Annotated in this window: 15 protein-coding genes; 7 read left to right on the top strand and 8 right to left on the bottom strand. The window is 62.7% G+C overall.

The window, feature by feature from the left end; translation table 11 throughout:
- Positions 1 to 118: 118 nt before the first annotated feature.
- Positions 119 to 1,090, bottom strand: coding sequence for a hypothetical protein (locus B5527_RS27465; RefSeq protein WP_079604318.1), 972 nt, complete (start codon positions 1,088 to 1,090; stop codon positions 119 to 121).
- A 606-nt stretch (positions 1,091 to 1,696) separates the two neighbouring features.
- On the opposite strand from B5527_RS27465, the gene B5527_RS27455 reads away from it, so the two are divergent.
- The 5 genes from B5527_RS27455 (at position 1,697) to B5527_RS45500 (ending at position 8,010) form a co-directional block, all read left to right on the top strand.
- Entirely contained in the window at positions 1,697 to 3,052 is a 1,356-nt protein-coding gene (locus B5527_RS27455; RefSeq protein WP_079604316.1) for a hypothetical protein, read from the top strand.
- A gap of 59 nt (positions 3,053 to 3,111) precedes the next feature.
- Positions 3,112 to 4,374 carry a methionine adenosyltransferase gene (gene metK, locus B5527_RS27450; protein WP_079604315.1) on the top strand — a complete coding sequence of 421 codons (1,263 nt, stop codon included), beginning with the start codon at positions 3,112 to 3,114 and terminating at the stop codon, positions 4,372 to 4,374.
- 205 nt (positions 4,375 to 4,579) lie between these two features.
- Positions 4,580 to 6,010: an adenosylhomocysteinase gene (gene ahcY, locus B5527_RS27445; protein ID WP_079604314.1), complete on the top strand. Its 1,431-nt coding sequence runs from the start codon at positions 4,580 to 4,582 to the stop codon at positions 6,008 to 6,010.
- A 207-nt stretch (positions 6,011 to 6,217) separates the two neighbouring features.
- A complete protein-coding gene (locus B5527_RS27440; protein ID WP_079607549.1) occupies positions 6,218 to 7,681 on the top strand; it encodes a flavin-containing monooxygenase in 1,464 nt (487 codons plus the stop codon).
- A gap of 173 nt (positions 7,682 to 7,854) precedes the next feature.
- The gene (locus B5527_RS45500; RefSeq protein WP_172842680.1) at positions 7,855 to 8,010 is read left to right on the top strand and encodes a hypothetical protein; all 156 of its coding nucleotides are present in this window, start codon (positions 7,855 to 7,857) and stop codon (positions 8,008 to 8,010) included.
- Positions 8,011 to 8,157: 147 nt separating this feature from the next.
- Here B5527_RS45500 and B5527_RS27435 read toward each other — a convergent pair whose 3' ends face one another.
- From B5527_RS27435 to galE, 4 genes are all read right to left on the bottom strand, one after another.
- A complete protein-coding gene (locus B5527_RS27435; protein WP_079604313.1) occupies positions 8,158 to 9,543 on the bottom strand; it encodes a globin-coupled sensor protein in 1,386 nt (461 codons plus the stop codon).
- A gap of 129 nt (positions 9,544 to 9,672) precedes the next feature.
- Positions 9,673 to 10,374 carry a fumarylacetoacetate hydrolase family protein gene (locus B5527_RS27430; protein WP_079604312.1) on the bottom strand — a complete coding sequence of 234 codons (702 nt, stop codon included), beginning with the start codon at positions 10,372 to 10,374 and terminating at the stop codon, positions 9,673 to 9,675.
- Positions 10,375 to 10,419: 45 nt separating this feature from the next.
- Positions 10,420 to 12,228 carry an ABC transporter ATP-binding protein gene (locus B5527_RS27425; protein ID WP_079604311.1) on the bottom strand — a complete coding sequence of 603 codons (1,809 nt, stop codon included), beginning with the start codon at positions 12,226 to 12,228 and terminating at the stop codon, positions 10,420 to 10,422.
- 128 nt (positions 12,229 to 12,356) lie between these two features.
- Complete coding sequence (galE, locus tag B5527_RS27420; protein ID WP_079607548.1) at positions 12,357 to 13,370, bottom strand: UDP-glucose 4-epimerase GalE; 1,014 nt, start codon at positions 13,368 to 13,370, stop codon at positions 12,357 to 12,359.
- 128 nt (positions 13,371 to 13,498) lie between these two features.
- Between galE and B5527_RS27415 the strand changes: the two genes are divergently transcribed.
- Positions 13,499 to 14,545 carry a glycosyltransferase family 4 protein gene (locus tag B5527_RS27415; RefSeq protein WP_245332271.1) on the top strand — a complete coding sequence of 349 codons (1,047 nt, stop codon included), beginning with the start codon at positions 13,499 to 13,501 and terminating at the stop codon, positions 14,543 to 14,545.
- On the opposite strand, the gene B5527_RS27410 is transcribed toward B5527_RS27415, so the two are convergent.
- The 3 genes from B5527_RS27410 to waaF all read right to left on the bottom strand — a co-directional run bounded on the left by B5527_RS27410 (position 14,527) and on the right by waaF (position 16,799).
- Entirely contained in the window at positions 14,527 to 15,069 is a 543-nt protein-coding gene (locus B5527_RS27410; protein WP_079604310.1) for an HAD family hydrolase, read from the bottom strand. The two genes, B5527_RS27415 and B5527_RS27410, sit on opposite strands and share 19 nt — an antisense overlap.
- Positions 15,066 to 15,659 carry a D-sedoheptulose 7-phosphate isomerase gene (locus B5527_RS27405; RefSeq protein ID WP_079604309.1) on the bottom strand — a complete coding sequence of 198 codons (594 nt, stop codon included), beginning with the start codon at positions 15,657 to 15,659 and terminating at the stop codon, positions 15,066 to 15,068. The genes B5527_RS27410 and B5527_RS27405 overlap by 4 nt, the downstream gene beginning before the upstream one ends.
- A 69-nt stretch (positions 15,660 to 15,728) precedes the next feature.
- Complete coding sequence (gene waaF, locus B5527_RS27400) at positions 15,729 to 16,799, bottom strand: lipopolysaccharide heptosyltransferase II (RefSeq protein WP_079604308.1); 1,071 nt, start codon at positions 16,797 to 16,799, stop codon at positions 15,729 to 15,731.
- 170 nt (positions 16,800 to 16,969) lie between these two features.
- On the opposite strand from waaF, the gene rfaD reads away from it, so the two are divergent.
- Positions 16,970 to 17,950: an ADP-glyceromanno-heptose 6-epimerase gene (gene rfaD / locus B5527_RS27395; RefSeq protein WP_079604307.1), complete on the top strand. Its 981-nt coding sequence runs from the start codon at positions 16,970 to 16,972 to the stop codon at positions 17,948 to 17,950.
- Positions 17,951 to 17,957 lie beyond the last annotated feature (7 nt).

Genomic DNA, 17,957 nt, shown 5'->3' with positions numbered 1-17,957 from the left:
CAACCGGGTCGTGGAGAAAATTGACGCCTTGTTCTCGCGGCTCTGGTCTGCCTGAGCTTCTCGAGCGGTTGCTGCCTCGCCGGAAATCAGAGCCTCGAGGCGGATTGCGATCCGATACCTAGTATTTATGCAGAGGCGCAACCCTGTGGAACAGCAAGACTGTTCCAGCGGAAAGCAGAATGGAACCGATCAATGAAACGGTCAGCAGGTAAAACCTTCTTGGCCCCACCGGAGTGGACATCGCTGTCGGCGGAAGGATCACATGCGTGTCCTTCACCATCTTAAGGGTGCGTTCGTTGTTTGCCAGGGTTTCTGCCAGCCCGTCGTACAGGGATTTCGTCGTTAGGCCATCAAGCAGCACGCGGGTCCGGGCGGCGTTGAGATTACCTCTGTGTTCGCTGCTTTCGTTGATCTGCAGGTAAAGCAATCTGTCCGCTGTCTGGTCGGCTGTGCTTTCTCCGGCGGCTTGCGGAGTGGGCGTTTGCTTCTGTCTTAGGGTAAGTTCCTCGCGCAGTGCGGTTAATCTTGCCCGAGCTTCTTCGTCGCTCTTTTGCAGTCGATTGCTTTCGTCCTCGATGCCCTTGATGCCTTGGGCCAAGTCATCAAGGTTTTGGCGTTGTAACTTGATCTTGTGATTAAGCCCTTCGCGGATGGCGCGCGTGATGGCTGCGTGATCGCTCATCACGCGATCGATGATCCGTTGCTGCAGTTTCTTGTACGCAGTCTGGTCGCTCGCCTTGGTGGAGCCCTGAAAAACGATTGTGCGGCCAACCACCTCAGCTTTCATATTCTGCAAATTCGCCGCGCCGGCAGACGGCGAGCCGCTGTCGGTTAGCGCCGCGATCTCATCTGGCAAAAAAACCTCCTGAATTCGTTTGGCGGTTAGATCCGGCGGTTCAATAGGTTCTGGCCGGTCCACTCCGCTCGCGCCTTTAGGTTCCACGAGTGTGCCGACCTCGACGATGGAGCGTACGGTGTAGTTCTGCGGAAGCGTGAAGATCGTCAGGCTTGCAAGGATAAACAGGGCAAGCGCAATGACTGCGAACAGCCTCCAATATCGCAAGATGAGTTTAAGCGTAAACTCGTCCATGACCGGCTCTTTCGCAATCTCAAAAGAACGGTTTCCGACATATGGCTGGTGCGCCGACCTTACCCAGTGGTGGCGGACCCTGCATGATCGGGAGCTGGATTCGCTTAGGTCGTCGTGCACCCAGTCCGTAGTGTCGCCGCCGCCGCAATTTCCGAACTGATGCGGATGTTGGTGAGCGCCGGCCAATCCAAGCGGTGAAGCAACCCCAAAACACTTCGAAACTTAATTGCGAACAAATTTAGGCGCGAAATGGATGGACATACTGCTATGTCTGCGGGCCTAAACAAACCTGCATATGGCCACGCCGTAGTGGCCCTTTTTGTCGCAGCCGGCCGCGCGCCAGAAATGGATGGTCGCAAGTTGCTCGCCGGAGAAAGCTTTCTGCGCGATGATTTTGTTGCAGGCGTCGATCTCCGCGTCGGCGGCAGTGTCGCCGCTGGTGCAACGGGAGTTGCGCACATGATTGGGCGAGGGGGTGGGCTCATGGTTCGAGGCGCGCGCGAGGGCGCAATGCTCAGCATGAGGGGTTACCTCCGGTGGGCAGATGGTGGTAGGACAGCCGGGCGATCCCCCGCTGCCCACCCGTTGGTCCCAAATCCCGGCCCGATGAAAAACGACCAGATCCTGAGCCAGATCACCGAATTCTGCCGCCAGGCCGACATGGCGGAATCGACTTTCGGCCGCCGTGCCGTCAACGACGGCAAGCTGGTGCACAGGCTGCGCGAGGGCAAGCGCATCACCATCGACACCCTCGACCGCATCCAGGCCTATATCGCTGCCTCCATGCCGGGCGGGGTGCCGCCGCCGCGCGGCCTCGAGGTCCCGCACGAGAAGCGCGATCCCCGCGGCAATTTCCGGTTTTTCGAGAATCGGCAGAAATACCTGCTGTTCGTGCATACCTGCAGTGAAAAGCGGGTGATCGCCGAGCGGGTGGCGCTGGAACTGGGCAGCATCCATCCCCGTCCCCCCGCGCTGCGGGTATTCGACGCCGGCGTCGGCGACGGAACCGTGCTGGCCCGGGTCATGCGGTCGATGCATGGCCGCTTTCCCCATATGCCGCTCTATATCGCCGGCAAGGAGCTCAGCCTTGAGGATGTCCGGCTGACGCTGGACAAGGTACCGGACCGGCTGTTCGAGCATCCGGCGACGGTTTTTGTGCTGACAAACATGTATTACGCCGAGGCGCCCTGGCTGACGCCGGCCTCGCCGGCTGCGGCCGCGGGCATGATCTGGCATGAAGTCGCCCTGCGCGGGGCTTCTTCGGGCGAATTCGAGTCCCAGATCGCCGAACTTGGGCCGTTTCTGGAGCAGAACTGGCGCGCCAATGTCAGCCCGCGCTCCGGCATGCCGGTCTATGAGCGCCCGGTGGCGATCGTGCTGTACCGGGAAGACCACCGCTTTTTGCTGGACCAGATCATCCCCCGCGCCGGCCGTTCCGAGGCCAATTTCGACCTGATTATCGCTTCCCAGCCCTACCGGGCCAAATCCTCGGTCAATTTCCGCGCCAAACGCATCATCGCGCCCCTGGCGCGGGCATTGCGGGCGGGGGGCCGTTTGATCGGAATCCACTCCCACGGCCAGGACCCCGGGATTGAGATTATCCAGGCGGTCTGGCCCGGAGAAAATCCTTTCGCGGTGAGCCGTCATGAGCTATTGCGCGCGGTGAAATACGAGCTGGGATCGGCGGCCCGCGACCTCAACTTTAACGCCTATGCCGATAACCGCTCGATCTTCCGTTATGATATGGAAGCGCTGCCGAACGAGGTTACCGGGTCGATCGGAACCTCGACGGCCTTTGCAGCTTGGAACGCGGCGGTGTATGTCGCCCAGATCGAGGACGACCGGTTGACGGAAATGACTCAAAACGGCCGTACCCTCGATGCCGCCAGAGAGGTTCTGCGCAAGCATAACGGACTCTGGTTCTACGACGAATCCTACGTCATCTCGCGTCGTCGAGACTGACATTCCAGGACAACATAACGAAGGGACCGCCGAGGTCTGGCGGAAAAAGGGGTCGGTTGATGCGCGCGTCTTCTCTGTTCACCAGCGAGTCGGTTTCCGAAGGCCATCCGGACAAGGTCTCGGACCAGATCTCCGATGCGATCCTCGACGCCTTCATCGAGAAGGACGTCGAACTCGGCATCGCCGACGATAGTCTGGTCAATACAAGGCTTGGCTGCGAAACGCTGTGCACGACCAACAAGATCGTGATCGCGGGCGAAGGCCGCGGCCAGCTGTTTCGCATGATCCATGGCGTTTCGGTCGTCGACCGCGAATTGATCAGCGAGATCGCCCGCGGCGTGGTCAAGGATATCGGCTACGACCAGAACGGCTTCTCCTATCACGGCGCCGACATCGAGGTGCTGCTGCACGGCCAGTCGCCCGACATCGCCATGGGCGTCGATGCCAAGAAAAAGAAGAGCGGCGAGGAAGAAGGTGCCGGCGACCAGGGCATGATGTTCGGCTACGCCTGCACCGAGAGCGAAGTGTACGAAAAGGGCTCCTACATGCCCGCGCCGATTTTCTTCGCCCACAAGATTCTGAAGGTGCTGTCCGACAAGCGCCGCAACGGCCAGCTTTTCGACCTGCAGCCCGATGCCAAGAGCCAGGTGACCGTGAAATACGTCGACGGCAAGCCGACCGGCTGCACCAAGGTCGTGGTCTCGACGCAGCACAACGAGAAGAGCCGCAACGGCAAGAAATATTCACCCGGCCTGATCAAGGAGATGATCTCGAACGCGGTCGAGTCGGCGCTGCCGAAGGGCTGGATGCCGCAAAAGGCCTCCGACTTCCTGGTCAACCCAACCGGCAACTTCGTGGTCGGCGGACCGGACGGCGATTGCGGCCTCACCGGCCGCAAGATCATCGTCGATACCTATGGCGGTTACGCGCCGCATGGCGGCGGCGCCTTTTCGGGCAAGGATCCGACCAAGGTCGATCGCTCGGCGGCGTATGCCGCGCGCTATCTCGCCAAGAACGTGGTGGCGGCCGGCTTTGCCGAGCGTTGCACCATCCAGGTCGCCTACGCGATCGGCGTCGCCGATCCGATGTCGGTATTGGTGGATACCCACGGCACCGGCAAGGTCGACGAGAAAAAGCTCGAGAAGATGCTGCCGGAGATTTTCCGGCTGACGCCGACCAACATCCGCCGCTCGCTGAAGCTGAACCGGCCAATCTATCGTCGTACGGCAGCCTACGGTCATTTCGGCCGCGCGCCCGACAAGGACGGCGGCTTCTCTTGGGAAAAAACCGACCTTGCCGACGCGCTCAAGCGCGCGGTGTGATTTTTGCTTACCTCGCCCCGCTTGCGGGGAGAGGTCGGCGCTTTGCGCCGGGTGAGGAGGACTCTCCGCGAGTCCGCCTGTTGAGAAAGCCCTGACCCCAACCCTCTCCCCGCAAGGGCGGGGCGAGGGAGTAGAGCGCGCCACAAAGCGTCCAGTTTCGTTTCGTACCGATAAGTCCGAATTCATCCGTTCAGGAACCCATCATATGACCGCCACCGCCAAGAAGCCTGCCTTCACCGACTATATCGTCAAGGACATCTCGCTTGCCGAATTCGGCCGCAAGGAAATCTCGCTGGCCGAGACCGAGATGCCCGGCCTGATGGCGACACGCGAGGAATACGGCCCGACGCAGCCCCTGAAGGGCGCGCGCATCGCCGGCTCCCTGCACATGACGATCCAGACCGCGGTCCTGATCGAAACGCTGGCGGCGCTGGGGGCCGACATCCGCTGGGTCTCCTGCAACATCTATTCGACCCAGGATCACGCCGCCGCCGCGATCGCCGCGGCCGGCATTCCCGTGTTCGCGGTGAAGGGCGAGAGCCTCAGCGAATACTGGGACTACACCGCAAAGCTGTTCGACTGGCATGGCGGCGGCACGCCCAACTTGATCCTCGACGACGGCGGCGACGCCACCATGCTGGTGCACCATGGCCTGCGTGCCGAGAACGGCGACGTCAAGTTTCTCGACAAGCCGGAATCGGAAGAAGAGGAAGTCTTCTTCGCGCTGATCAAGAAGCTGCTGAAGGAAAAGCCCAAGGGCTGGTTCGCCGAGATCGCGAAGAACATCAAGGGCGTCTCGGAAGAGACGACCACGGGCGTGCACCGCCTCTACAACATGGAGAAGGAAGGCAAGCTGCTGTTCCCGGCGATCAACGTCAACGACAGCGTCACCAAGTCGAAGTTCGACAATCTCTATGGCTGCCGCGAATCGCTGGTCGACGGCATCCGCCGCGGCACCGACGTGATGATGTCCGGCAAGGTCGCGATGGTCGCGGGCTTCGGCGACGTCGGCAAGGGCTCGGCCGCCTCGCTGCGCCAGGCCGGCTGCCGCGTCATGGTGTCCGAGGTCGATCCGATCTGCGCGCTGCAGGCGGCAATGGAAGGCTATGAAGTCGTCACCATGGAAGAGGCAGCGCCCCGCGCCGACATCTTCGTCACCGCCACCGGCAACAAGGACATCATCACCATCGAGCACATGCGTGCGATGAAGGACCGCGCCATCGTCTGCAACATCGGCCATTTCGACAACGAGATCCAGATCGCGCATCTGCGCAACCTGAAATGGACCAACATCAAGCCGCAGGTCGACGAGATCGAGTTCGCCGACAAGCACCGCATCATCCTGCTGTCGGAAGGTCGCCTCGTGAACCTCGGCAACGCCATGGGCCATCCGTCCTTCGTGATGTCGGCCTCGTTCACCAACCAGACGCTGGCGCAGATCGAACTGTTCGCCAACAACAAGGACGGCAAGTACGAAAAGAAGGTCTACGTGCTGCCGAAGTCGCTCGACGAAAAGGTGGCGCGCCTGCATCTTTCCAAAATCGGCGTGAAGTTGACAACGCTGCGGCCCGATCAGGCCGAGTACATCGGCGTCAAGCCGGAAGGCCCGTTCAAGGCGGACCATTACCGGTATTGAGGGCCAACATTCATCATCGCCGGGCTCGACCGGCAATCCATCGGAGATGGATACGCGGGTCAAGCCCACGTAGGACCAGAGCGCTTTTTTCGTCGTGCCCGGCCTTGTGCCGGGCATCCACGTCTTTACAGTCGATGTAAAGCAAAGACGTGGATGGCCGGGACCTGGCCCGGCCATGACGGTGGCAAACCTGGGTGGCCCATGGAGATGACCGCAAGCGAACATCTCGACGTGCTGATCGTCGGCGCCGGGTTGTCCGGCATCGGCGCGGGATATCACCTGCAGCAAAAGTGTCCGGGGAAGCGCTACGCCATCCTCGAAGGCCGCGACTGCATCGGCGGCACCTGGGACCTGTTCCGCTATCCCGGCATCCGCTCCGACAGCGACATGTTCACGCTGGGCTATTCGTTCAAGCCGTGGACAGAGCCGAAGGCAATCGCCGATGGCCCGCGGATTCTGAACTATGTGCGGGAGACCGCGGCCGATAATGGCATCGACAAGAAGATTCGCTTTCATCACCGGGTCAGGCGGGCGTCGTGGTCGACTCAGGATGCGCGCTGGACCGTGGAGGCCGAACGCAACCTGGGCGAGGGCGGCACGGAGATCGTGCGCTTCACCTGCAATTTCCTGTTCATGTGCTCGGGCTATTACAAATACGAGGAAGGCTACACGCCAGAGTTTTCCGGCTCGAAAGATTTTACCGGCCGCATCATCCATCCGCAGAAATGGACCGACGATATCGACTACGCCGGCAAGCGGGTGGTGGTGATCGGCTCGGGCGCGACAGCCGTAACGCTGGTGCCGGAGATGGCGAAGGCGGCCGGTCATGTCACCATGCTGCAGCGCTCACCGACCTACGTGGTGTCGCGCCCGGCGCAGGACCCTGTCGCTAACAAGTTGCGGGCACGGCTGCCCGCAAAACTCGCCTATCATCTGATCCGCTGGCGCAACGTGCTGTGGGGCATGTATTTCTTCCAGCTCTCAAGGCGCAAGCCGGCGCGGGTCAAGCAGTTGATCCTCGGCGGCGTCAGGATGGCGCTCGGTCCGGACTACGACATCGCCACCCATTTCACGCCGCGCTACAATCCCTGGGACCAGCGGCTTTGCCTTGTGCCCGATGGCGATCTGTTCAAGGCGATCAAGGACAAGCGCGCTTCCGTCGTGACCTCTGAGATCGACACATTTACGAAGAACGGCATCCGGCTGAAGGACGGCAGCGAACTCGAAGCCGATATCATCGTCACCGCCACCGGTCTCAATCTGCAGGTGCTCGGCGGCATGGAGGTCAGCGTCGACGGCCGAGTCGTCGATTTCGCGAGGACGCTGAACTACAAGGGCATGATGTATTCGGACGTGCCCAACCTGGCGTCCGCGTTCGGCTATACCAATGCGTCGTGGACGCTGAAATGCGACCTGACCTGCGAATACGTCTGCCGCCTGATCAACTACATGGATCGGCGCGGCTACAAGCAATGCATGCCGCATAATGTCGATCCTGACATTACCGAACTGCCGTCGCTGAATTTCTCGTCAGGCTATGTGCAGCGCTCGGTCGCCAAGATGCCGAAGCAGGGCTCGAAGCGGCCGTGGCGGCTCTATCAGAATTACGCGCTCGACATCGTCAGCCTGCGCTTCGGCAAGGTCGATGACGGGGTGATGCGGTATTCTTGACGGCCGGGGCCCCGGGAGCGGTCGCTTCGGCCTGCGCCCCAACGCTGGTATCAGTTGTTTCACGTATACGCGCGATCTGGCGAATCGTTCATTTTTGCGAAACGGTTAACGCCGTATTAATCGGCGAGTCCTAAGCTTTAAGCGGCTGACGCCGCTGACAGCACGAGGAAACCATGGACGCCCAGAGAATTGCCGTCGATGCCGTGGTCGCACTGACGGATTGCGACCGCGACACGGTCGCTGCCTTCATCCGCAGGTTTTATCTGGCCGGCGTGAAGGACCCCAAGCGCCTGACCTTCAAGGGCCTGCAGGCGATGGCCCGGGGGTGAGGAAGGACGCTGCTTCACGCGCGGCGCTGAACAGGCTGGAGGCCGAAACCGCCTGTCCGGCGAAATACAGAGATCGCGTGTGCAAAAGCGCGTTTGGCAACGGCCCGTTCTTCGCCAGACGACGAAGCAGCCGCATCGGCCGGCGCGCTACGCCGCCGCAGCGATCGATTTGAGAAAGCCGTCGATTTCGGCCTGCAGGCTGGTGGTTGAATCCGACAATTGCTTGGCCGAGGACAATAGCTGGCTCGAGGCCGCGCCGGTCTGGTTGGCGCCATGACTGACCTCGGCGATGGTGCCGGCGACTTGCGAGGTGCCGTCGGCGGTTCGCTGGATATTGCCCGAGATTTCCTCGGTGGCGGCGCCCTGTTCCCCGATCGCCGCTGATATCGCGCTGGTGATCTCGGAAATCTTGCCGATGGTCGAACTGATCATCTTGATCGAGCCGACCGCTTCCTGGGTCGCGGTCTGCATGCCCGCGATCTGGATGCCGATTTCGTCGGTGGCCTTGGCGGTCTGGGCGGCGAGCGCCTTGACCTCCTGCGCGACCACGGCGAAGCCGCGGCCGGTTTCGCCGGCGCGGGCGGCTTCGATGGTCGCATTGAGAGCCAGCAAATTGGTCTGCTCCGCGACCGAGGTAATCAGCTTGATGACGTCGCCGATCCGGTTGGCGGCCTGCGACAGCGCGTTGATGCGCGAGTCGGTTTCATCGGCCTGCTTCACGGCGCTGGCGGCGATGCGGTTGGATTCCTGGACCTGTACGGAAATTTCGCGCACCGAACCGGCGAGTTCTTCGGTCGCCGACGCCACCGACTGCACATTGTTGGAGGCGTCCTCCGAGGCATTGGCGACCACGGTGGCAAGCAGGGTGGTGTTGCCCGCATTGTCGCTCAGCGCGCGTGCGGTGCTTTCCAGTTGGCTCGATGCCGACGACAGCGAGGTAATGATGGCGCGGAAGCGGTCGCTCGCTTCCGCAATGGCATCCTTGCGAAGCTGACGGTTGGAGCCGAAGTAGAATCCGACGACGTGTTCGGTGTCCAGCATGTTGGCCTTGGCGATCGCGTTCAGCATCGCGGCCTTCTTGTCGCGCGCGGCCTGCGCGGCGCTGCCGAAGCGCGGAATCTGTATCTCGGACTCGGCGGCCTTCATCAGTTGTTCGGCGACGAACATCAGGCGGCAGCCGATATACCATTGCGGCGCGACGCCGGCGCTCTGATTGAACTGACATATCCGCGCCACCGAATTGACATAGGCAAGCCCGAACTCGCCGCTGCCGATCAGGTCCCAATGCTGCAGCTGCAGGCGGACGGCTTCCTGCGTCGCGCCCTCCTTGAAGATCCCCGAGGCGGGATCGTATTGCCGGATCTTGTCGTAGAACCGCGCCAGAATGCCGGGCAGCGATTTGGCAAAAAACGGCCGTATCTCGCGCAACGTCGCTCGCATCGGCTGGTCGATCCCCAGTAAATCGAGGCGGATGGCGTTCCAGTCGGTGGTTATCGGCGGCTCCAGCGCAAGCGTCGTGGCGGTCCAGCTCATTTAATGTGGGCATGGTTAACGGACTGCGAATTTGTCCGTAGTTCCACGGAAGCCACGCAAGTTCAGACGAAAAAAAGGCCCCGGATGCGATCCGGAGCCTTTGTTTTCCCGCCTGGAGCGGAGAGGCAGCTATTCCGGCTTGCCGATCGTCACCTTCAGGGTGCCGACGCCGTCGACCCCGCATTCGATCTTGTCGCCGGGCGAGAGCGCCGCGACGCCGGCCGGCGTGCCCGTCATGATGATGTCGCCGGCGGCGAGCGAGACCTGCTCCGACAGCTTGGCGATGATCTCGGGCACGCTCCAGATCAGTTCGGTGAGGTCACCCTTCTGCCGTTCGGTGCCGTTGACCGACAGCCAGATCCTGCCCTTTGTTGGATGGCCGATTTTCGAGGCCGGCTGCAGCGCACCACAGGGCGCCGAATGGTCGAACGATTTGCCGACTTCCCACGGCCGCTCCTTCTTGCGCGCGGCCAGCTGCAGGTCGCGCCTTGTGAGGTCGATGCCGACGCCGTAGCCGTAGACGTGGTCGAGCGCCTTGTCGGCCGCGATGTTGAGGCCGCCGCTCTTCATCGCCACGATCAGTTCGACCTCGTGGTGCAGATCCTTGGTCAGCGGCGGGTAGGGGACGGTGGCGCCGTCCGGCTCCAGCATGTCGGGGTGCTTGGCGAAGAAAAACGGCGGCGCCCGCTCGTCATTGCCCATCTCGCGGATGTGCTCGAGATAATTGCGCCCGACGCACCAGATGCGGCGAACCGGAAAGGATTTGGTGTCGCCAGCGACGGCGATCGCGGCTTGCGGAGGGGCAGGAATGACGAAGGATGTGGCGCTCATGAACGGGCTCTCGACGGGTGAGGGGCGGAAAACTCGGCGACAGCTTTACGCGGTTGCGCTGATCGGCGCCAGAGTGAGAGGGCCGGCGTCGCGGTGCTGGATCCGGAAGAACGAGGCATAGCGGCCGCCACGGCGCAGCAGGTCGTCGTGCCGCCCGCGCTCGACGATCTCGCCGCCCTCGACCACCAGGATCGCGTCGGCATGCATGATGGTGTGCAGCCGATGGGCGATGACGATGGTGGTGCGGTTCTGGCAGAGGTGTTCGATCGCTTCCTGCACCTGCTGTTCGGATTCCGAATCCAGCGCCGCGGTGGCTTCGTCGAGCAGGATCACCGGCGCGTTCTTTACCAGCGCCCGGGCGACGGCGATGCGCTGACGCTGGCCGCCGGACAATTGCGTGCCGTGCTCGCCCACCGGCGTATCGTAGCCGAGCGGAAAGCCCATGATGAAGTCATGCGCGCAAGCCGCCTTTGCGGCGGCCACGATCTCGGCCTCCGTCGCGCCGACCTTGCCGAACGCGATGTTCTCGCGGATGGTGGCGCGGAACAGATAGACGTCCTGGCCGACATAGGCGGTCTGCTGGCGGAGCGACCGTCGCGACACGGTGGAAATCGACTGTCCATCGATCTGGATGTCGCCGTCGGTGACGTCGTAGAATCGCAGCAGCAGCGCCAGCAACGTCGACTTGCCGCCGCCGGAGGGACCGACCAGGGCGGTGACCTTTCCGGGTTCAGCGACGAAGCTCATGCGGCTGATCACCGGCTCGTTCGGACGGTAGGCAAAGGTCACGTCACGCAATTCGACCCGCGCCTCGGTCAGCTGCAATGCCGGCTTGTCGTCGTCGATGGGTTCGCTGGAAGGGCTGTCGACGATCTCCAGCAATTTGCGCGCGCCGATCAGATTGCTGTTCAATTCGATATTAAGGCGGGCCAGCCGCTTGGCCGGCTCGTAGGCCATCAGGAACGCGGTCAGGAACGAAAAGAACTGGCCCGGCGTCGCGCCCATCGCGACCACGCTGTAGCCGCCATACATCAGGCCGCCCGCGACCGCGAAACCGCCCAGCGTTTCCATCAGCGGGCTCGAACGATTGGAAACCCGCGCCATCTTGTTGGCGTTATACTCGACCGCGCTGATACTGGCGTCGATCCGCTCCCGCATGGTCTGTTCGAGCGTGAACGCCTTGACGGTGCGAATACCCTGCAGCGATTCCTGCATGGTTTCGAGAATGTCGGCGGTGCCGGTGAACTGGTTGTGCGCCAGGCCCTTGATCCGCTTCACCAGCTTGCGCAGCACCAGCATCGCCGGCGGCGCCACTGCGAATCCGAGCAGCGCCATGTACGGATCCTGCATCAGCATGACGGCGACGAGCCCGATCAGCAGCAACAGGTCGCGTCCGAGCGCATTGATCAGCAGGCTCAGCACTTGCGTGACCGAATATGCGCCTGACGTCAGGCGTGCCAGAAATTCCGATGAATGGCGCTCCGAGAAAAAGGCGACGCTTTCGTTCATCAGCTTGGCGAACAGCCTGCGCTGGTTGTTGGCGAGGATGGCGTTGCTGATTTTCGACAGGATCACCTGGTGACCGTAGGTCGCAGCCCCCTTGAGGATGAAGATCAGGACGGTAACCCCCGAAAGGATGGCGATGCCGCGCACGTCCTTGTCGACATAGGCCTTGTTGATAACTTGGCCGAGGACATAGGCCGAGGCGGCGGTCGCACCGGCCGACACCCCCATCAGCACGAATGCCAGCAGGTAGCGGCGCCAGTAGGCGGCTCCCTGTTCCGTGATCAGGCGGCGAATCAGGATCGCGGCGCCATAGGGATCGTCAGTGATTTTCCTTGGAAGTTCGGTCATCCGCGTTCCATTGACAGCGCTCGGCAGGCATCCGCCCGCGTGTCAGGGTTGGCTTGCGAAACGTCCGTCTCCTTGCCCGCTATATCACGGTTTTTCAAGCCAAATCAGGGCTTGCGCCGAATGAGGTTTTAGGCTGATACCGCGTGCTGCAGTTCGCCATGGCGCTCGCGGAACAGTTTCTCTTCCCACGCCAGCGCGTGGGCGGCGATGGTTTCGAGATCATCGTATTGCGGCGTCCAGTTCAGCGTCGCGCGGATCCGGCTGGTGTCCGCGATCATGGTCATGATATCGCCCGATCGGCGCGGGGCATATTGAACCGCAAAATTGCGCCCGGACACGCGCCGCACCGCCTCGATGGTTTCCAGCACGGAATAGCCGCGGCCGTAGCCGCAATTCAGCGTCACCGACGCCCCGCCGCTGCGCAGATAGGACAGCGCCGCGCGATGCGCCTGCGCCAGATCGCTGACGTGAATGAAATCCCGGATGCAGCTTCCATCCGGGGTCGGGTAGTCGGTTCCGAACACATCGATCTTGGCGCGCTGTCCGGTTGCCGCCTCGACCGCGATTTTCAGCAGATGGGTCGCGCCGACGGTCGCCAGTCCGATGCGCGCCAGCGGATCGGCGCCCGCGACGTTGAAGTAGCGCAGCACGACGTAGGTCATGCCGTGGGCGGAAGCGACGTCATGCAGCATGATTTCGGTCATCAGCTTCGAGGAGCCGTAAGGCGACAGCGGCCGCGTCGGCGCATTCTCGGGGACTGGTACCTGATCCGGATTGCCGTACACCGCCGCGGTCGATGAAAAGATGAAGCGGCTGACGCCGCACTTCACCGCCGCGTTCAAAAGGCTGCGCGTGGTCATGGTGTTGTTGCGGTAATAGGCGAGCGGATCGCGCATCGAATCCGGCACCACCACCGAACCCGCAAAATGAATGATGCTCTCGACACCATGCGCCGATATCACGCCTTCGACGAGATTCTCATCCGCGGCGTCGCCGATGAACAGCGGCACGCCTTCCGGCAGGAACGTGGAGAAGCCGGTGGACAGGTTGTCGATCACCACAACGCTTTCGCCGGCTTCCGCCAGCGCGTGAACCATGTGACTTCCGATATAACCGGCGCCGCCGGTGACAAGCACGGTCATGAACTCACCCATCTCCCAATTGCCGGCGGATGCTATCCGGGGCGCGGTGAAGAGTGGGTTTCGGCGCAGGCGAACTGGTCACTATGCTTAATGTTGCGTATAGGAAAAGCGCGAAACCGGAGCGTGATGTGCCGATCGAGAACAATTCCGCTGATCATCTGCAGTTGATCGTGCCCAATCTGCACAGGCGTTATTCCGGCGTCACTGCGACCAACCGGATGGTGGCGCCGAAACTGGCTCAGCTATTTCGTGCGGCCTGGCTTGGTCCCGATGCGCCCGAGGGCATCGCGCGGATCGGTATCGCGGACCTCCTGAAATTATGGCGTCGCCGCTCACCTCTGATCTGGCACGCGCGGCGCAACAACGAGATGATCGTCGGCGTCCTGTTGCAATCGCTCGGCTGGCCCCTGAAGCTGGTATTCACCTCGGCGGCGCAGCGGCACCATACCTGGATCACCCGCTGGCTGATCAGCCGGATGGATGCGATCATCGCCACCAGCGACATTTCGGCGTCGTTTCTCAAGCGCGAGGCGACGGTGATTCCGCACGGCGTCGACACCGATCTGTATGCACCGCCGGCCGACCGCGCGGCGGCGTTCGCGGAAGCTGGATTGCCGGGCCGCCATGCGATCGGCTGCTTCGGCCGGGTGCGCGCGCAAAAAGGCAGCGATGTTTTCGTGGATGCGATGTGCCGGCTGCTGCCGCGCTATCCCGATTTCACCGCCGTGTTGGTCGGCGCGATCACGCCCGAGCAGTCGGTCTTCGCGAACGATCTGAAAAAGCGGATCGAGGCCGCGGGTCTTGGGTCGCGCATCGTCATCACAGGTGAACTTCCGATCGAGGAGGTGCAGCGGTGGTACCAGCGGCTGACGATCTACGCGTTCACTTCCCGCAACGAAGGTTTTGGATTGACGCTGATTGAGGCTATGGCGGTAGGCGCAGCATTGGTGGCGTCGCGCGCGGGGGCCGCCGAGCTGGTGGTCGAGGATGGCGTGACAGGCGCGCTGACGCCGCCGGGCGATGTCGATGCGCTTGTCGCAGCCCTGGAGCCGCTGATGCGCGATCCGGCGTCAGCGGCGGCAATCGGTGAGCGGGCGCGGGCGCGGGTGTTGGCGAAATTCAGCCTCGATTCCGAAGCAAACGCGATCGCCGAAGTTTATCGCGCGCTCGTTTGAGCAATGACATCAGCCACAAACGCGTCGAGGTCGCCGCCGGCGAACAGGAAGCCAGGCAAGTCAGCGGCTTGCGCCGCCTCGATATCGCTATGCCGGTCGCCAATGACAAAACTGCCTTCGCGCCGCACCGGCCAGTGCGACATCAGATCGAGAATCATCCCGGGGCTCGGCTTCCGCCAATGGTGGTCTTCGAGATAGCCGGCGACCGACCCATCGGGATGATGCGGGCAATATCTGATGTCGTCGACCCGGGCGTCTTGAGCGGCGAGTTCGGCGCGCATCCAGTCATGCAGAACCCGCAGATCGTCTTCGGAGAAATAGCCGCGCGCGACGCCGGATTGATTGGTGAAGAGGAAGACAAAATACCCGGCCTCGTTGAGGCGGCGGATCGCCTTCGCCGCATTCGGCATCCAGCGAATCCGGTCCTGCGTCCCCATGAAGCCGTCGTCGTGGTTGATGACGCCGTCGCGATCGAGGAACGCGGCGGGCCGGGCCGCGCCGCGGGCGGAATCGATGCCGCTCATTTTTTCGCGGTCTCGCGCATTATGGCCTGCTCGACCTCGTCGCAGATCCCGTGCGCAACGGCGAGATGAATCTGCTGGACGATCGGCGTGTCGTCGCTGGGCGAGACGAACAGATGGTCGCAGAAGGCACCGAGTGTTTCGCCCTTGCGGCCGGTGAAGCCGACGGTGATGAGCCCGCGTTCCCGGGCGCTGCGCAGCGCCGCCAGAATGTTCGGCGAACGCCCCGAGGTGGAAAGCGCCAGCAGCACGTCGCCGCGCCGGCCGAGTCCTTCGACCTGGCGCGCGAACACCTGTTCAAAACCGTAATCGTTGCCGATCGAAGTCAAGGCCGAGGTGTCGGTGGTCAGCGCAATCGCGGTCCAGGCGGGCCGGTCCTGTTTGTAGCGGCCGACGATCTCCGCGGCGATATGCTGGGCGTCGGCGGCGCTGCCGCCATTGCCGGCGATCAGGAGCTTGTTGCCCGAGCGCAGCGCCGCGAGGATCACGGCCGCGATCTTTCGCGCGGTGGCGAGCAACGCGTCATCTTGCGTCGTCCGCTCGAGGGCGGCGAGCGATTGCGTTAGATGGGCTGCGATAAGATCTTGGCTCAAGACACACCGTCAGGGTTGCAGTTGGCTTCTTTGGTAATGACCGCGTAGCGGCTGCGCAAGCGCGCGAGGTCAATCCGCGACGCGGGCTTTGGCCTCGGCCAGCACGCGCATCGTGATATCAACCACGTCAGATGCCGGAATGTCCCGCATGCAGCGGTGGTCGTTCATGGTGCAGACTGGGCGGTGGCAGGGCTGGCACGGCACCACGGTTTTGGTCTGAACCGTCGCCGCGAGGCCATTAAGCGGCGCCCAGTGATAGGGGCTGGTGGGGCCAAAAATACCCATGGTCGGCGTCCCCAGCGCCGCCGCGATGTGCATCAGCCCGGAATCGTTGGATATTGCGACATTGGCCGCCGCCATCGCCAGGATACCGTTGCGCAGATCGGTTCCCGTCAGGTCGCGGACGCGAGGCCCGCCTGTGGCGACGATTTGCGCCGCCAAAGCCTTTTCGCCGGGGCCGCCGACCACCCAGACATCGAGCCCGCGTTCGGCCAGAAGCCGCGCGGCTTCCGGATAATAGGTCCAGCGCTTGGAGGCGCCGACCGAGCCGGGAGCCAGCGCCACCGCACGATTAGCGCCCAGACCGTGTGCTTGCCGCCAGCGGTCGGTTTCCCCGGCGGGGACAACAAGCTGCGGCACCGGCCATTCCGGTGGCAGCGGAGCCCCGTCCGGCAACGCCAGCGCGGCATTCTTGTCAATGAACCGGGGGAGGGCCTGCTCGCCCCAGCGCCATCGGTTGATCAGCCCGAACCTGGCCTCGCCGACGAAGCCGACCCGTTCGGGGATACCGGCCAGCGCAGGGGCAATCGCCGACTTCCAGGTGCGGGGCAGGACCAGCGCGGTGCCATAATCGCGGGAGCGCAGTTGCGCAGCCAATCCCCATTGCCTGGCGACCGCAAGCCGGCTTCGCGGCAGGTCCCAGACGATCCCGGAGCGGACGCCGGGCATGTAATCGACCAGCGGCGCGCACAGCGGGCTCACCAGCACGTCGACAGGCCGATTCGGCCAGCGCTGCCTGAGCACCCGCACGACCGAATGGCCGCGCACGAAGTCGCCGATCCACATATAGGGGACGATCAGGATCGGCCGTGCATCGGCCGCATCCCCGGTCTCCGCTTGATGTGTTGAATCTGTGTTCATATGATGAGATTAGCGCCGGTCCATGCTCTTCCTGTCGGTAACCGCTCCCTGCAGCCGGGTAAAGCCGCCAGACAGGGCCTCCCCGCCTTCACCACGCCGGGTAACCAAAGTTGCCTGCCGGGCAGGACTGGGGCAAAGCTGGCATCCCACATCAAGGGCAGGAATAGGCAATGTTGCTGGTGACCGGGGGTGCCGGTTTTATCGGATCGAACGTCGTGGCCGCGCTCAACGAGGCCGGCCGCGCCGATGTCGCCGTTTGCGATGTGCTCGGTCATGACGGCAAATGGCGCAATCTCGCCAAGCGCCAACTCGCGGATATCGTCCCGCCGGCGGAGCTGTCCCACTGGCTGAAAGGCCGGCAGCTCGATGCCGTCATCCATCTCGGCGCCATTTCGGAGACCACCGCAACCGACGGCGATCTCGTGATCGAGACCAATTTCCGGCTGTCGATGCGGCTGCTCGACTGGTGCACGGCCAATGCGACGCCGTTTATTTACGCCTCCTCGGCTTCGACCTATGGCGATGGCGCGCAGGGCTTTCGCGACGACCCCTCGATATCGGCGCTGAAGGCGCTACGGCCGATGAACTTGTACGGCTGGAGCAAGCATCTGTTCGACATGGCGGTTGCCGAGCGTGTCGCCCGAGGCGAAAAGCTGCCGCCGCAATGGGCCGGCCTGAAATTCTTCAATGTGTTCGGCCCCAATGAATATCACAAGGGCGCGATGATGAGCGTGCTGGCGCGGCGCTTCGACGATATCAAAGCGGGCCGCGCCGTGCAGCTGTTCAAATCCCATCGCGAAGGGATCGCCGACGGCGATCAGCGCCGCGATTTCATCTATGTCGACGACGCAGTGCGGGTGATGATGTGGTTGCTGGCGACGCCTGATGTCAGCGGCCTCTTCAACGTCGGGACCGGCAAGGCCCGCAGTTTCAAGGATGTGATGCTCTCGGCCTATGCGGCGCTCGGCACGGTTGCGAATATCGAGTATGTCGATATGCCCGAACAGATCCGCGGCAGCTACCAGTACTTCACCCAGAGCGACGTCGATCGGCTGCAGCGCGCCGGATATAACGGGGGCTTTACGGCGCTGGAAGATGCAGTCGACACGTACGTCCGGGGATTTCTCGATTCCGCCGACCGTTTCCGCTGACCGCGCA

This window comes from Bradyrhizobium erythrophlei (assembly GCF_900129425.1).
Classification (GTDB): domain Bacteria; phylum Pseudomonadota; class Alphaproteobacteria; order Rhizobiales; family Xanthobacteraceae; genus Bradyrhizobium; species Bradyrhizobium erythrophlei_C.
The sequence above is the reverse complement of the archived record's forward strand: the minus strand, read 5'-3'. Positions and strand labels throughout refer to the sequence as shown.

Bases quoted from the DNA above. Each gene is read 5' to 3' on its own strand.
- B5527_RS27465 (WP_079604318.1), bottom strand. From the start codon at position 1,090: ATGGACGAGTTTACGCTTAAACTCATCTTGCGATATTGGAGGCTGTTC.
- B5527_RS27455 (WP_079604316.1), top strand. From the start codon at position 1,697: ATGAAAAACGACCAGATCCTGAGCCAGATCACCGAATTCTGCCGCCAG.
- metK (WP_079604315.1), top strand. From the start codon at position 3,112: ATGCGCGCGTCTTCTCTGTTCACCAGCGAGTCGGTTTCCGAAGGCCAT.
- ahcY (WP_079604314.1), top strand. From the start codon at position 4,580: ATGACCGCCACCGCCAAGAAGCCTGCCTTCACCGACTATATCGTCAAG.
- B5527_RS27440 (WP_079607549.1), top strand. From the start codon at position 6,218: ATGACCGCAAGCGAACATCTCGACGTGCTGATCGTCGGCGCCGGGTTG.
- B5527_RS45500 (WP_172842680.1), top strand. From the start codon at position 7,855: ATGGACGCCCAGAGAATTGCCGTCGATGCCGTGGTCGCACTGACGGAT.
- B5527_RS27435 (WP_079604313.1), bottom strand. From the start codon at position 9,543: ATGAGCTGGACCGCCACGACGCTTGCGCTGGAGCCGCCGATAACCACC.
- B5527_RS27430 (WP_079604312.1), bottom strand. From the start codon at position 10,374: ATGAGCGCCACATCCTTCGTCATTCCTGCCCCTCCGCAAGCCGCGATC.
- B5527_RS27425 (WP_079604311.1), bottom strand. From the start codon at position 12,228: ATGACCGAACTTCCAAGGAAAATCACTGACGATCCCTATGGCGCCGCG.
- galE (WP_079607548.1), bottom strand. From the start codon at position 13,370: ATGACCGTGCTTGTCACCGGCGGCGCCGGTTATATCGGAAGTCACATG.
- B5527_RS27410 (WP_079604310.1), bottom strand. From the start codon at position 15,069: ATGAGCGGCATCGATTCCGCCCGCGGCGCGGCCCGGCCCGCCGCGTTC.
- waaF (WP_079604308.1), bottom strand. From the start codon at position 16,799: ATGAACACAGATTCAACACATCAAGCGGAGACCGGGGATGCGGCCGAT.
- rfaD (WP_079604307.1), top strand. From the start codon at position 16,970: ATGTTGCTGGTGACCGGGGGTGCCGGTTTTATCGGATCGAACGTCGTG.